This window comes from Acinetobacter kanungonis (assembly GCF_009939195.1).
In the GTDB taxonomy this organism is placed as follows: domain Bacteria; phylum Pseudomonadota; class Gammaproteobacteria; order Pseudomonadales; family Moraxellaceae; genus Acinetobacter; species Acinetobacter kanungonis.
The window spans coordinates 175,722-190,554 of the sequence record NZ_JAACKC010000002.1 but is presented as its reverse complement, the minus strand read 5'-3'; the positions used below and the strand labels follow the sequence as shown (position 1 = coordinate 190,554).

Genomic DNA, 14,833 nt, shown 5'->3' with positions numbered 1-14,833 from the left:
CCTTACTCGTCAATTTGATATTGAAATGTAAAAAGCCGAACGACCTTTCACATTTCATTTGCTTAGGACAAACCGCCACCTAAAGTTTTGTACAGATCCACTTCAGAACTTACTTTTTGCAGTTGCAAATCAGATAAAGCCTGTTGTGCCGCATAAAGACTGCGATGTGCATCTAAAACATTGAAATAGCTATCGATACCCGCTTTAAAACGGGCTTGGGCGAGGTTGTAAGTCACCTGAGAAGCTTGTACCAGCTGCTGCTGAGCCTTGACTCGGCTGTCGATCGATGCCCGAAATACCAAGACATCGTTAACTTCTTTAAAGGCAGTTTGGATCGACTTTTCATATTCCGCTAAGCGGATTTCATAGTCGATTTTGCTGATGGCTAAATTTTTCTTACGAGTCCCGTAGTCAAAAATAGGCATGTCAATCTGCGGACCAAAGCTCCACACGCCCTTATCAAACAGATCGGACAAATCTGTGGAAGCAAAACCCGCACTGCCAGTCAACGAAATACTTGGAAATAGCTTTGCGCGCGCCACATTAATATTGGCTCCCGCAGCTGCCAACTGAAATTCCGCCTGTTTCAAATCAGGTCGATTGATTAACAAATCACTGGGTAAACCCACTTGGTTTAAATCAGACGATGTGACTTGTAAAACTTTCACTTTCGGTAACAACGCTTCTGGAACACTGGTTCCAGCCAATAAGTTAATTAAGTTTTGATCCTGCTTGATTTGGGTCTGAATGGTCAGCATGTCCTCTTCAGCCGCATGCATTAAGGTTTCAGACTGACGTACCGCGACTTCAGAAATGACCCCTGCCTGAAACTTTTTCTTATTGAGGTCATAAGATTTCGCTTGTAGCAGCATGGTGTTTCGCGCAATTTCATACTGATCTTGATGATAAGCCATCGCCAACCAAGCTTTGGAAACTTCACCAATCAGACTGATTTGTACCGTTTGCATGGCTTCATCAGAAGCCAAATATTGATTCAATGCTGCTTCTTTTAGATTTTTGGTTTTACCAAAGAAATCCAATTCATAGGCGGTCACCCCCACACTCAAGTTACTTGAACTGGCGGGTTGATTCATTCCCAATTGTTCACCACGGCTATAACCCGCGTGACCATCCAGCGTTGGCAATTGATTGTTTTGGCTGATTTGATACAGGTTTTTAGCACGTTCAATATTGAGCAGTGCTGATTCCACATCACGATTATATTCCAAAGCGAGTGTAATCACTGAAACCAGTTCAGGCTGATTAAAAAACTTTTGGTAGCCTTCTAAAATCACCGCATTGCTCGCCTCTGGCGACCCCGCTACAAAGGCAGCAGGAATATTAGCATCAGGCTGGCTGAGGGATTTGCTATTCAAGGTTTGACAGCCCACCAGTCCACTGGCAGAGACCGCGAACAGCAGGCTCAAAGTCAATTTCGACAGTTTCATGAGTTAGACTCCTTCACCAAAACATCATCAGCTTCAACCTCTTTCGGTTTATATTTGAAGATGCTTCTGACCCAGACATAGAACAGAGGAATAAAGAACAAGCCGAGTATTGTGGCACTGATCACACCACCCAAGACCCCAATACCCACGGCGTTTTGACTGCCTGAACCTGCGCCATTTGCCAGCGCCAAAGGCACCACACCCAGACCAAAGGCCAGCGAGGTCATAATAATCGGGCGCAAACGTAATTTCGCTGCGGTCAAGCTCGACTCAATCAGTGAATAACCTTGTTCCTGCAAGTCCTTGGCAAACTCAATGATCATGATGGCGTTCTTCGCAGACAGACCAACCACTGCAATAATTGCCACTTGGAAATAAATATCATTATTTAATCCAGACACCATGGTCAGGCCCACTGCACCAATCACCCCTAAAGGCACCACCAATAACACCGCCAAAGGGACCGACCAACTTTCATATAGACCTGCGAGGCACAGGAAGACAATCAACAGTGAAAGTGCATACAGCACAGGTGCTTGGCTACCCGAGTCTTGTTCTTCCAAAGACAAGCCCGTCCACGCATAACCCACGCCTGCAGGTAACTGCTGCGCCAGTCGTTGCATTTCTGCCATGGCCTCACCCGAACTCACGCCTGGAGCAGGTTCACCCTGAATATTCAGAGAAGAAAGTCCATTGAAACGTTCTAAACGCGGGGATCCATAGACCCACTTGCCTGTGGCAAACGAGGAGAACGGCACCATTTCGCCATGAATATTACGGACATACCACTTGTTCAAATCTTCAGGCATCATGCGGCTTTCAGATTCAGACTGCACATAGACTTTTTTGACACGACCACGGTCGATAAAGTCATTAATATAGCTTCCACCCCATGCACTCGATAAGGTTTGGTTTATTTCAGAGAATCGAACGCCCATTGCACCCGCTTGTGCTTGGTCAATAAAGATTTTGTATTGTGCATTGTCTTCCTGACCATTTGGACGGACACGAACCACTTTGTCTGATTGAGCTGCCAATGCCAGCAATTGATTACGTGCAGCCATCATTTTTTCATGCCCTAATCCTGCTTTATCTTGCAACTGCAAATCAAAGCCTGTAGCGGTTCCCAGTTCAGGAATGGCAGGTGGAATTAACGGTAAAACATAAGAGGCATCTTTAATCTTGCTAAAGGCTTCATTCGATCGTGCCAAGATACTGCCAATCTGGGTCTCTTCTGTATTTCGCTCTGCCCAGTCTTTTAACTTCACAAAGGCAATACCCGAGTTATGACCGATCCCGGTGAAACTGAAACCCGCCACGGTCAGCACAGACTCCACGCTCTCTTTCTCATGATCCATATAGTATTGGGTCATCGAGTCTAAGGTTTGGTTGGTCCGGTTCAGTGAGGCATTTGGTGGTAATTGCACCAAGTTAAAAATTACACCTTGATCTTCATCAGGTAAGAAGCCTGTCGGCAATTTCATAAAGGCAAAGGCCATCACGCCGACAATCGAAGCGTAAACCAACACAAAAGTCGCCGCACGTTTCATCATGCGTGCAATATTATTGGAATATTTTTCGGTTGAACGCTCAAATGCAGTATTGAACCAGCCAAAGAAGCCTTTTTTCGGTTGAGTATCACCATGTTTTAACGGTTTTAAAATGGTGGCACATAAGGCTGGGGTAAAGACCATCGCAACCAGTAACGACAGTGCCATAGAAGTCACCAGCGTGACGGAGAACTGACGATAAATCACCCCCGTAGATCCACCAAAGAACGCGAGCGGTAAAAATACCACCACCAAAACCGAGGTAATCCCCATCAATGCGCCTGAGATTTGTTGCATGGATTTGCGTGTTGCTTTAACAGGCGACAAACCTTCTTCATGCATCAAACGTTCGACGTTTTCCACCACCACAATCGCATCATCGACCAAGAGACCAATCGCCAGTACCATGGCAAACATGGTTAAGGTATTGATAGAGAAGCCGAATAAGTTAATGACAGCAAATGTACCTAACACCACCACAGGAATGGCCAAGGTTGGGATAATGGTGGCACGCCAGTTCTGTAAGAACAGATACATCACCAAGAACACCAGAACAACGGCTTCAATTAGGGTATGCACCACCGATTCAATCGACAATTTCACAAACGGTACGGTGTCATAGGCAATCGTGTCTTTGAAGCCGTCAGGGAAATTGACACGTAACTCGTCCATTTTCTGGTTAATGGCTTCAGCTGTCTCAATCGCATTGGCACCTGTCGCCAACTTGATCGCAATACCGCCTGCTGGTTTACCGTTGTAACGCGCTTTAAAATCGTAACTATCTGTTCCAATTTCAACTTTCGCAACGTCACTTAAACGCACCACAGAACCGTCGGCATTCTGCTTGAGAAAAATCTGTCTAAACTGTTCTGGGGTTTGTAATAAACTTTGTGCACTCACCGTTGCATTAATGGCTTGATCATTTAAGGCTGGTGCACCGCCCAATTGACCTGCTGCTACCTGAATATTTTGCGCACGAATCGCTTCGTTTACATCGGCAGGCGTCAGGCTATAACTATTCAAACGTTGTGGGTCTAACCAGACACGCATGGCATAGGAACCACCAAAGGTCTGAACTTCACCCACCCCCGGAACACGGCTCAACTGATCGACAATATTCGATTTCACATAATCGGTAATGTCATATTCGGTCAAGCTGTCATCGGGTGAATAAAAGCTCAGGACCTGCAAGAAGCTCGCCCCTGCTTTGGTCACTGTGCCCCCCTGACGTTGAACATCGGCAGGTAACAACGGTTCAGCGGCAGATAACTTATTCTGTACCTGAACTTGAGCAATATCTGGATCGATCCCTTGTTCAAAGGTCAGGGTAATGGACACCGAACCATCACTGGTACTGTTTGAGCTCATGTAGCGCAAACCGTCTAAACCCGTCATCTTTTGTTCAATAATCTGAGTCACAGTATCTTCGGCAGTTTTAGCAGAAGCACCGGGGTACACGGCAGAAATGGTTACCGTCGGCGCGGCGATGGTGGGATATTGGGCAACCGGCATGCCTTTTAACGACAAGATCCCCAACAGCATAATAATAATGGCAATCACCCATGCCAAAATTGGTCGGTCAATAAAGAATCTGGACATTGTGTGCTTCCTTATTCTTTATTGACTGGCGCCGCGAGGGCATCTGGGGTGTTTTTTAGCGGCTCTTGAAGCACTTTGGCATTGGCTTGAGTTCCAGGTTTGACTTTGGCTACCCCCTGTAAAATTACCCGATCCTGATCTTTTAAGCCATCCGTCACAATCCATTGATTGTTCATCGAGGCAACTGCATTGACTTTGACTTGGGTCACGACATTGTCTTTATTTAAAATATAGACAAAGGCATCGCCTGTTGGTTCACGCATCACAGCCGATAGAGGCACCAAAAATGCATTGTTATAACTGGCCTGAGAAATTACTCCAGTCACAAACATGCCTGGGAGCAGCACATTATTCGGATTCTGGAAAGTCGAGCGTAGGGTTAAAGTTCCGCTATTCGGGTCTACCGCCACTTCAGACAAGGTTAACTGCCCTTGAATTGGATAGGTTGAACCATCCTCAAGGCGCAAACTGACATTGCGACTTGAACTGGCTGACATTTCGCCTGTTTCTAATTGGCTTTTAAGACGCAGCAGCTCTGCACTGGATTGATTGATGTCGACATAGATCGGATCTAATTTATGAATGACCGCTAAAGGTTCAGCTTGGTTTTCGGTGACCAAGGCACCTGCAGTAAAGCGACTACGTCCAATTTTCCCCGAAATCGGTGCTTTAATGACGGTGTAATCGAGATTGATGCGGGTATTTTGCAAATTGGCTTGAGATGCTTGTACATCTGCTTGTGCCAATTTTACTTGTGCCACAAGATCATCATATTCTTGTCGACTGACCGCATCGATATTCACCAACTGCTGATAACGATTCAACTTGGTCTGCAAGACCGCTAGATTGGCTTGGCTACGGTTTACTGTCGCTTGCGCATTTGAAGTGTCCGCACGGTAGCTTCTTGAGTCAACTTCAAACAGCGGCTGACCTTTTTTCACATAACTGCCTTCTTTAAACAGCTGCTTTAAAATAATGCCGCGAATTTGAGGGCGTACTTCTGAAATTTCATAGGGATTGACACGACCCGCCAATTCCACATTATTTTCCACCACTTGTGGCTTGACGAGCATCACGTTCACTTCAGGCAATTGTGCCGTTTCATTCACCTTTGTCTGTTCTGCTGTTTGTTCGCCACAACCACTTAAGCCCAGCGCTGCCACCGAACCCATCAGCATGATCGCGAGTAGCGAGCGTTTGGTTTTAACTTTACCGATTCGCGTATTCACATCAATCAACCCTTAATAATTTAACTAATTAGTTTAGTTAAGACCAATTTCAATAAAAAAAACCATCAAAATATTGATAGTTTTTTCGTTAAACCCGCAAATGCGAGCACAATTTAGCCATAATTTCGCTCAATATTACTACTTGGTTTAGTTATAATCAATAAAATCGTCTTAAAAACTTAAATTTGTGCAGATAATATAAATTTTAGCCAATAAAAGCATAGATAATATAAACTATATAGTTTAGTATTAATTCTGCGACATCATCGCAAACCTCAAAGGTTGGGTACTTCTAGTAGCCAACTTATGACCATATCGCAGTATTTTCTGGTCTGACCCATATCAAGCTGATATGGGTATTTTTTTGTCCTTAGAACAATAGAAGTAACAATGCTCGAGTGAATCATGTGACTCAAAATACAGAGGAATATGCATTGAAATGGAGAGACATGCTCAGTCTTGCAGCTCTCATTTGGGATATGGCCATGTCAAAACATGGCATTCACGCAAGTAGGAACAAAACAAGATAAAGTGCGGCACCGCCCGATGTTGTAGAAAGATTCCCTGATGGGTAGGCTCGGAATTGAATGCGCAAAAAAACCAAGAAAACGTGCTTAAAGACTATCAAGGCAACTTAAAACAGAGATTTCAACAAAATTCCCGCTATCCTAATTTTTTTATCAGGCAGAGGTCGCTGAACATAATACGAGCGGAGCTAAACTTAAGCGCCATATATTTTTAAGAAATTTTTGACCGCCATTTGTGTTTGTAGATGAATTTCTTCTTCTGTCCAAGTCAGCTTTTGCCCCCATAAGGCCAATTCTTGGCATTCAGCATCACACAGTGCTTTAAAATACTTTGCCAGCACACATGGATTTTCATCTTGTAAAGCTTTACTTTTTACAGCCTTTTCCATGACATAAATAAAGGTCGCAATGACTTTCATCACCCCCTGCTCAAAGTAAATTTTTACAATTTCAGGTTGTCGTTTTGCCTCACCAATCACCAGTTTATTTAGAGCAATGATATGTGGTGATAAAAGTTTTTTAATATAAGTTGAACCCAAATGATATAAGGTTTTATCTATAGTGGTGGTGAAGGTAATGGTTTCATGCAACTCATTCATAAAATCCTGAGCCGAGTCGATAATGTATGCCTCAAACAGGTCATCTTTAGACTTAAAGTAGTTGTAAAATGTGGGTTTTGAGCTTTGCGCAGTGGTCACAATTGCATCGATTGTCACCGAGGCATAATCCTGATTTAAAAACAATTCTTCAGCAGCGTTGATAAAACTTTTACGTTTTTTACTTGTTTTAACGCGCACGCAACACCCCAGCTCATCATTGATATTCATCTATCCCTAGATAGTTTAATAGATTACAACATTATTCGACAAATGCAGCCTTTAAAGCTCTGAAATTATATAGATTCAAGATACTGCACAATTTAAATCACGGCATGATCTTTCTCTAAAACCAAGCCGATCTGTATCATCCAAACTCGGCACAAGGCACAAATAATGCTGTACCCATCCTATAAAAAATCCCCCAACAAAGGGGGATTCAATCATGAGTACTCAAAAAAATAAGGGGCTTATACCGATGCACTCATCTGCTTTTGCTGTCGTGAAGGAGGCAACAAGTTTTCAAACTGTTGCATCAATTCGGGATTTGCCTTTTGCCATTTCGGATGTTTATCCTTATCAATCAACAAGGCACGCACACCTTCCAGCATATCGCCCTGCTCAAACCAGATATCCTGCAAATCACGCTCAAGCTGCATACATTGCTCTAAAGACAAACCGCGTCCTACATGCTGGAGTTTCAGGCTAATCTGCTTTGCCAATAATGAGCGTTGCTGTAAAGTCGCCACAATTTTGGCTGCCCAATCCGCATGCTCACCCTCTGCTGCATTTGCCAGACTGGATTCAATCTGTCCCAATTCAGCATGAGCAAAATGCTGTCGTATTGCCTCTTCATAGCGTTTTAATTCACTTGGTGCTGGGGTTTTTAAATGACGTGCGATGATCTGTTCAATCAACTGCTGATTTAATGCTAAGGCACTCGTCAGCTCAGTTTGCAAAGCAGCCAACTGCTCACTGGCCACCAAATAATCAATCAAATCCAGATGCAAGGCATCGCTACTGCTGATCTGCTCCCCTGTCACGGCCATATACACGCCAATATCATCTAGGCGGGACAAGAAATGCGTCGCTCCGACATCAGGAAAAAAGCCAATGGCAGTTTCAGGCATGGCAAAGCGTGATTTCTCACTGCTAACAATAATATGACAGGCTTGCGCCAGACCAAATCCACCACCCAAAACATAACCATCCAAAAACACCAGCACGGGTTTTGGATATTGGCGCAGCGTATTCAGCATGTGATATTCGTCGGCAAAATAGCGCTGGTGATTGCGGGTGCCATTTTGATAACTGTCATACAGGAAGCGAATATCGCCCCCTGCACAAAAGGCTTTCGGGCTATTCGAGTTAATCAAGATCGCCTGAACCTGAGCATCCTCGCGCCACTGTTCCAGTTGTTGGGTGATGCCGTGAATCATGGTGAGGGACAGTGCATTCAGATGACTCGCTCGATCCAGCGTGATCACACCTAAATGCCCTTGGACACAGATCTGTAAATTATTTTCCATACGACATATCCATCCCTATTGATTGTTGAATTGCGCTGCACGCTTTTCGACAAAGGCTTGCATGCCTTCTTTCTGATCCTGCGTTGCAAAGATAGAATGGAAGGTACGACGTTCAAAGCGTAAACCTTCACTGAGGCTGACTTCAAATGCACGGTTAATCGTTTCTTTAATCATCATGGTTGCGGTCAGGGAGCGCTGGGCAATTTTCTCAGCCGCCTCCAAGGTATAAGCCAGTAATTCTTCTTTTGGTAACACCTTTGCGACTAATCCACTTTGCTCTGCCTCAGTGGCATCCATTTGGCGGGCGGTTAAACACATTTCCATGGCTTTGGCTTTACCGAGTGCCAGCGTTAAACGCTGCGTTCCGCCAATCCCCGGGATCACACCCAGTGTCACTTCAGGCAAACCAAATTTGGCATTCTCGGCGCAATAGATAAAATCGCACATCAGTGCCAATTCACATCCACCGCCCAGTGCATAACCACTGACTGCGGCAATCAAAGGTTTACGGCGCTGTGCAATGCGATCTGCCAAATGGAAAAAATCATCAAAATAGATATTCGGGAAATTCAGCTCTGCCATTTCCTTAATATCGGCACCCGCAGCAAAGGCTTTTTCTGAACCTGCCAAAACCATACAGCCAATCTCACGATCACGTTCAAACTGGTCTAGCGCATGGTTAATTTCAGCAATCAGTTGGCTGTTCAAGGCATTCAGCGCTTTAGGACGGTTCAGGGTAATCAGTCCCACACCATTGCGTTTTTCCACCAAAATGGTGTCCCATTGTTGTTCTTCGATGAAGGTTTTTTCCCACTGCATGCTTTTATCCTTTCTGTTTAGACACGCTGTACAGGTATTCCGCCGATCGCACATCGGTCACTTGGAGTTGCTTGTACAGCCTTCAATGCTTGTTTCTTTCTGTTTATAAACTACGCGCAATCACGAGACGCTGAATATCACTGGTGCCTTCATAAATCTGGCAAATACGGGCATCGCGATAAATCCGTTCAATTGGAAAATCTTTCAGATAGCCATAACCACCAAAGATTTGTAAGGCGTTGGAACAGACGCGTTCCGTCATTTCCGAGGCAAACAGCTTCGCCATCGATGCTTCAGTGAGGCAAGGTTGCCCTGCTTCTTTCAGACGTGCAGCTTGATGCACCAACTGGCGCGCAGCAGCAATTTCAGTCGCCATGCTGGCTAAACGGAACGACACCGCTTGCTGTTCAAAAATAGGTTTGCCAAAGGCGACCCGTTCTTTAGCATAACGAGTGGCTTCTTCCAAAGCGGCTCGGGCTAAACCGACTGCCTGTGCAGCAATGCCAATGCGTCCACCTTCCAAATTAGACAAGGCAATTTTTAAGCCCTCACCTTCTTTACCCAACAACATGCTTTTGTGCACGCGCACATCGGTCAAGGCAATTTGGCAGGTATCGGAAGCATGCAAACCGAGTTTTTCTTCCACCCGAATCACCTCATAGCCTGGGGTATTGCGTGGTACCAAGAAGGCGCTCATGCCTTTTTTACCCGCAGCAGGGTCGGTCACGGCAAACACAATGATCACGCCTGCGTTATGCCCCGAAGTAATAAACTGCTTGGCCCCATTAATCACATAATAGTCACCATCTTTCACCGCACGGGTTTTAATCGCTGCGGCATCGGAACCGGTATGTGGCTCGGTTAAGGCAAATGCACCAATCATTTCACCTTTGGCCAAAGGCAGCAAAAATTGCTGCTTTTGCTCTTCGGTGCCAAATTTCAGAATCGGCACGCAACCCACGGAGTTGTGTACACTCATAATGGCTGAGGTTGCCCCATCCGCCGCGGCAATTTCTTCCAGCGCCAGTACATAAGCCAAGTTGCCTGTGGCTGAACCGCCCCATTCTTCAGGCACCAACATGCCCATAAAACCCAATTGCCCCATTTGCTGTAATGCCTCTGCGGGAAAGATGCCATGTCGATCCCACTCACTGGCAAAGGGTTTAATTTGTTCTTGGGCAAAGCTTTTTGCCATGTCCTGAATCAGGACTTGTTCTTCAAAAAACATGCCGTGTCGATCCCACTCACTGCTCGTCGATTTCATCTGTTCTTGATCAAAGCTTTTTGCTGTGTCCTGCGTGCGGACCTGTTCTTCAGTGAATTGCATACATCCCTTCCTTACAATCTGTTAACTGGCAACAGCCGTGGCTGTTTGCTGCTTGGCAATTTCCTGATTACGCAGTAAAAAGCGCTGAATTTTTCCACTTGGGGTTTTTGGCAGTTCGCTGACAAACTCAATCAAACGAGGATAGGCATGTGCGGACAAACGTTTTTTCACAAATTGACTCAGTTCGTTTTGTAATTCTGGGCTGGCCAGATGCTCACCCGATAAAATCACAAAGGCTTTAATTACTTCAGTACGCTCAGGATCAGGCACGCCAATCACCGCAGCTTCAATCACGGCATCATGTTCCAGCAAGGCACTTTCTACATCGAATGGACCGACGCGATAGCCCGATGTGGTAATCACATCATCACTGCGACCGACAAAGCTCATACTGCCATCGGCATGAATTTCTGCAGTGTCACCGGTTAAATAATAATGACCAACAAAGGGTGATTTACGACTTTCTTCATAGCCACCAAACCACATCATCGGTGATTGGCTGATATCCACCGCCAAAATCCCCGGGGTATCGGCACCCAGTTCATTGCCCTGTTCATCCACCGCCACGACTCGATAGCCCGGGCTGGCAAAACCTGCCGAACCTGCGCGCACTTCATGTTCCAACGCATGATGGTTACACACCACCATGCCGACTTCGGTTTGACCATAATGGTCAAAGATTGGAGCATCCAGTACTTGCTTGAACCAACGGAATACTTCTGGGTTCAGCGGCTCGCCTGCACTGCTCACCACACGGAATTTGCCGTGCAATTTCGCCATTTGTTGTGGATCTGCCGCCATCATCATGCGATAAGCGGTTGGTGCACCAGCCAGATTGTTCACACCATAGTCTTGGACAATTTGACATAAGCTGTCTGGGGTAAATGCACCTTCATAAAAAATGGTCGGATGTCCCAGCAATAGTGGTCCGGTAATGCCGTAATACAAGCCATAGGCCCAACCTGGATCGGCAATATTCCAGAACGAATCTTCAGTTGTTAATCCAATCGCATCTTGCATATAACCCCCAAAGGCAATGAGGGCTTTCAGCGGCACTTTCAGTGGCTTAGCAGGACCTGTGGTGCCTGAAGTAAACATCAACAAGAACGGATCTTGAATGTTCATCATCACCAGTTCGCATTGATCCGACTGGCGGTTCACTTCTGCCCAGAAACTGAAATCGCCCTGATACAGTCCTGTGCCTTTAGCTCCTGACACAGTCACAATTGCAGGGCAGCCTGCTACCTCATGCAATTTATCGCGATTGCCGACATCAGTGACCACCAGTTTGCTTTGTGCCAACTGTAGACGATGCTCAATGGCTTTGGGACCAAATGCGGTAAACAAGGGTTGATAGACCGCACCAATACGCCATGTGGCTAAAATGGTGATGATAAGCTCGGGGGTACGTGGCAATAAGCCCGACACGCGATCGCCTTTGCTAATCCCTTGTGATTTCAGGAAATTGGCAAATTGGCTAGCCCGTTGTTGTAATTCACGAAAGGTATACTGTTCTTTACGGCCATCTTTCCCCTGCCAAAACAGTGCAATCCGCCCCGGCAAGGCATGCCGATCGCAACACTCATAACACGCATTCAGCGCATCGGTTGAACCTGATAAGAACCGTTGCGCAGCCTGTTGCAAATCAAAGCTTTGCTGCGCTTGTTGATAATTTGAAGTCATCCTTTCACCTCAGTCTCATTTATTGTTATTCACGACACGAGTTTTTATAGGGCGCATTCATTGCGCCCATGCTTTTCTTTTGAATCAGCTTTCTCGAGGTAAGTACTGCTGGATAATGCTGGAAAAATCCAAATGTGCATTGCCTTGCAGGCAGAGCTGTTGATACAGCTGTTGCGCCAAACCGCCGAGCAATACAGGTTGCTTGACTTGGCTCGCCGCTTCAATGGCCAAACCTAAATCTTTTAACATCAGTTGCGAGGCAAAACCGTCGGTATAACCACGCCCCGCTGGCGCATTCGGACTAATATCTGGCCACGGATTACAGATTTCTGAACTCCAGCAACGACCGCTAGAGCTGTTGATCACGCCTGCCAGAGCATGCGAATCAATCCCCAATCGGCTACCGAGTGCCATGCCTTCTGCCACCGCCGCCATGGAAATTCCCAGAATCATATTGTTGCAGATTTTGGCAATTTGCCCTGCACCGACCGCGCCGCAATGCACGGTGTTTTTGCCCATAAAACTGAGGATCGGTTTGACTTGCTCATAAGTTGCTTCATCCGCACCGACCATAAAGGTGAGCGTCCCCGCTTTGGCACCAATGGTGCCACCAGACACAGGCGCATCACAGACTTGAACCTGATGCTTCAAGCCCTCAGCAGCCACATCTTTAATGGTTTGCGGGTCAATGGTGCTGGAGTCGATACATAAGCTGCCTGCACGCATGACTGCCAAAATCCCAGTTTCCCCCAAATACACCTCGCGCACATGCTTGGCTGCAGGCAACATACTGATCACCACATCTGCTTGTTCTGCTGCTGCTTGCGGGCTGTCACAGACGATCCCGCCACTTTCGGCAAACTGCTGCAAGGCTTTTTCACTCAGGTCATAACCCAGAACCGTTTGCCCTGCTTTGAGCAGGTTCTGTGCCATGGAACCGCCCATATTGCCTAAACCAATGAAAGCTATCTTCATCGTGCTACTCCTTAGCGTAAACTGATGGTGGTATTCACTTCCCCAGCCTCTTGGCTGTCTTCAAACCAGCGGCTGGTAATGGTTTTGGTTTGGGTATAAAACTGCACCGCCTGTTTGCCATATGGACCCAAATCACCCAATTTTGAACCCCGTGAACCCGTAAAACTGAAGAATGGCACGGGTACAGGAATTGGAATATTGATGCCGACCTGACCGATATCAATGCGGTTTTGGAAGGTACGCGCCACGGCACCGCTTTGGGTAAATAAGCCCACACCATTGCCGAATGGATTGGCATTGACCAACTCAATCGCCTGCTCCAAGGTATCGACACAGAGAATCGCCAGCACAGGACCAAAGATTTCTTCTTTATAAATGCGCATATCGGTTGTGACTTGATTGAAGATGGTCGCACCGACAAAGTTGCCCTGTTCATAGCCTTTGACCTGAATCTCACGACCATCCAGCAATAATTCTGCACCTTGCTCCACGCCACTATTGATCAGCTCAATCACGCGGGCTTTGGCACGCGGTGAGATGACCGGACCAATGTCAGTATTCGGTTCATGCCCTGCATTCACGCTTAAGGTTTTGGCTTTAGCCACCAACTCATTGATCCAATTTTTACTGTCACCGACCATGACTGCCACCGACAATGCCATACAACGCTGACCCGCAGCGCCAAATGCGGCACCCACCATAGCATTTAAGGTTTGCTCTTTATTGGCATCGGGCATCACCACCACATGGTTTTTCGCACCCATCATCGATTGCACACGCTTACCATGCTGACCTGCCAAGTTATATACATGTGTACCCACGGCAGTCGAACCAACAAAGGAAATCGCTTTAATATCTTGATGGGTGCACAATGCATCGACCACGTCTTTGCCGCCATGCACCACATTCAACACGCCTGCTGGAATACCTGCTTCAATTGCCAATTCCACCAGCATCATAGTCGACAGCGGATCTTGTTCAGACGGTTTCAATACAAAAGTATTACCGCAGACGATTGCCATTGGGAACATCCACAAAGGAATCATCGCAGGGAAGTTAAATGGGGTAATGCCCGCACAGACACCCAAAGGTTGTTGCAAGGTGTAGGTATCCACGCCACGTGCCACGCCTTCGGTATATTCGCCCATTTGCAAAGTGCCGATGGAGCAAGCATGTTCCACCACTTCCAAACCACGCTGAATATCACCTTCGGCATCGGCTAAAGTTTTACCCTGCTCAGCCGTCAACACCTGTGCAATTTTCTTAGCATTGGCACGAATCAGCTCCTGCAATTTCAGCATAATGCGCATACGTGCCTGAATCGGGGTTTCTCTCCAGCTGGCAAATGCCGCTTTGGCTGAAGCAATCGCCGCCTGTACTTCTTCAGGCGTGGCAAAAGGCACCAGACCAATCACTTCTTGGGTGGCAGGATTGACAATGTCTTGCCATTGCTGAGTTTTAGATTCGACGAACTCACCGTTAATCAATAATTTAGCTGTCGATAGTTGGATCTTAGGAACCGTATTCATAACCTCTCCGTAGGCTTTCATT

General features: G+C 46.3%; 10 protein-coding genes. All 10 read right to left on the bottom strand.

Annotation, left to right across the window (positions count from 1 at the left end; all coding sequences use genetic code 11):
- Positions 1–62: 62 nt before the first annotated feature.
- The 10 genes from GWK51_RS05060 to GWK51_RS05015 all read right to left on the bottom strand — a co-directional run bounded on the left by GWK51_RS05060 (position 63) and on the right by GWK51_RS05015 (position 14,811).
- Entirely contained in the window at positions 63–1,448 is a 1,386-nt protein-coding gene (locus GWK51_RS05060; protein ID WP_161932925.1) for an efflux transporter outer membrane subunit, read from the bottom strand.
- Positions 1,445–4,597, bottom strand: coding sequence for an efflux RND transporter permease subunit (locus tag GWK51_RS05055; protein ID WP_161932924.1), 3,153 nt, complete (start codon positions 4,595–4,597; stop codon positions 1,445–1,447). Before GWK51_RS05055 ends, GWK51_RS05060 begins: the two co-directional genes overlap by 4 nt.
- 11 nt (positions 4,598–4,608) lie before the next feature.
- Complete coding sequence (locus GWK51_RS05050; RefSeq protein WP_161932923.1) at positions 4,609–5,826, bottom strand: efflux RND transporter periplasmic adaptor subunit; 1,218 nt, start codon at positions 5,824–5,826, stop codon at positions 4,609–4,611.
- 721 nt (positions 5,827–6,547) lie between these two features.
- On the bottom strand, positions 6,548–7,150 hold the full coding sequence (locus tag GWK51_RS05045) for a TetR/AcrR family transcriptional regulator (protein WP_161932922.1): 603 nt from the start codon (positions 7,148–7,150) through the stop codon (positions 6,548–6,550).
- 269 nt (positions 7,151–7,419) lie between these two features.
- Positions 7,420–8,478: an enoyl-CoA hydratase/isomerase family protein gene (locus tag GWK51_RS05040; protein ID WP_161932921.1), complete on the bottom strand. Its 1,059-nt coding sequence runs from the start codon at positions 8,476–8,478 to the stop codon at positions 7,420–7,422.
- Between the two features lie 15 nt (positions 8,479–8,493).
- Positions 8,494–9,297, bottom strand: a complete 804-nt coding sequence (locus GWK51_RS05035) for an enoyl-CoA hydratase (RefSeq protein ID WP_100241239.1) — start codon at positions 9,295–9,297, stop codon at positions 8,494–8,496.
- 103 nt (positions 9,298–9,400) lie between these two features.
- Positions 9,401–10,525 carry an acyl-CoA dehydrogenase family protein gene (locus GWK51_RS05030; protein ID WP_161933069.1) on the bottom strand — a complete coding sequence of 375 codons (1,125 nt, stop codon included), beginning with the start codon at positions 10,523–10,525 and terminating at the stop codon, positions 9,401–9,403.
- A 120-nt stretch (positions 10,526–10,645) separates the two neighbouring features.
- Positions 10,646–12,307: an AMP-binding protein gene (locus GWK51_RS05025; RefSeq protein ID WP_161932920.1), complete on the bottom strand. Its 1,662-nt coding sequence runs from the start codon at positions 12,305–12,307 to the stop codon at positions 10,646–10,648.
- Positions 12,308–12,391: 84 nt separating this feature from the next.
- On the bottom strand, positions 12,392–13,282 hold the full coding sequence (mmsB, locus tag GWK51_RS05020) for a 3-hydroxyisobutyrate dehydrogenase (protein WP_161932919.1): 891 nt from the start codon (positions 13,280–13,282) through the stop codon (positions 12,392–12,394).
- An 11-nt stretch (positions 13,283–13,293) separates the two neighbouring features.
- Complete coding sequence (locus tag GWK51_RS05015) at positions 13,294–14,811, bottom strand: CoA-acylating methylmalonate-semialdehyde dehydrogenase (protein ID WP_161932918.1); 1,518 nt, start codon at positions 14,809–14,811, stop codon at positions 13,294–13,296.
- Between the last annotated feature and the right edge of the window lie 22 nt (positions 14,812–14,833).

Bases quoted from the DNA above. Each gene is read 5' to 3' on its own strand.
- GWK51_RS05060 (WP_161932925.1), bottom strand. From the start codon at position 1,448: ATGAAACTGTCGAAATTGACTTTGAGCCTGCTGTTCGCGGTCTCTGCC.
- GWK51_RS05055 (WP_161932924.1), bottom strand. From the start codon at position 4,597: ATGTCCAGATTCTTTATTGACCGACCAATTTTGGCATGGGTGATTGCC.
- GWK51_RS05040 (WP_161932921.1), bottom strand. From the start codon at position 8,478: ATGGAAAATAATTTACAGATCTGTGTCCAAGGGCATTTAGGTGTGATC.
- GWK51_RS05035 (WP_100241239.1), bottom strand. From the start codon at position 9,297: ATGCAGTGGGAAAAAACCTTCATCGAAGAACAACAATGGGACACCATT.
- GWK51_RS05030 (WP_161933069.1), bottom strand. From the start codon at position 10,525: ATGTTTTTTGAAGAACAAGTCCTGATTCAGGACATGGCAAAAAGCTTT.
- GWK51_RS05025 (WP_161932920.1), bottom strand. From the start codon at position 12,307: ATGACTTCAAATTATCAACAAGCGCAGCAAAGCTTTGATTTGCAACAG.
- mmsB (WP_161932919.1), bottom strand. From the start codon at position 13,282: ATGAAGATAGCTTTCATTGGTTTAGGCAATATGGGCGGTTCCATGGCA.
- GWK51_RS05015 (WP_161932918.1), bottom strand. From the start codon at position 14,811: ATGAATACGGTTCCTAAGATCCAACTATCGACAGCTAAATTATTGATT.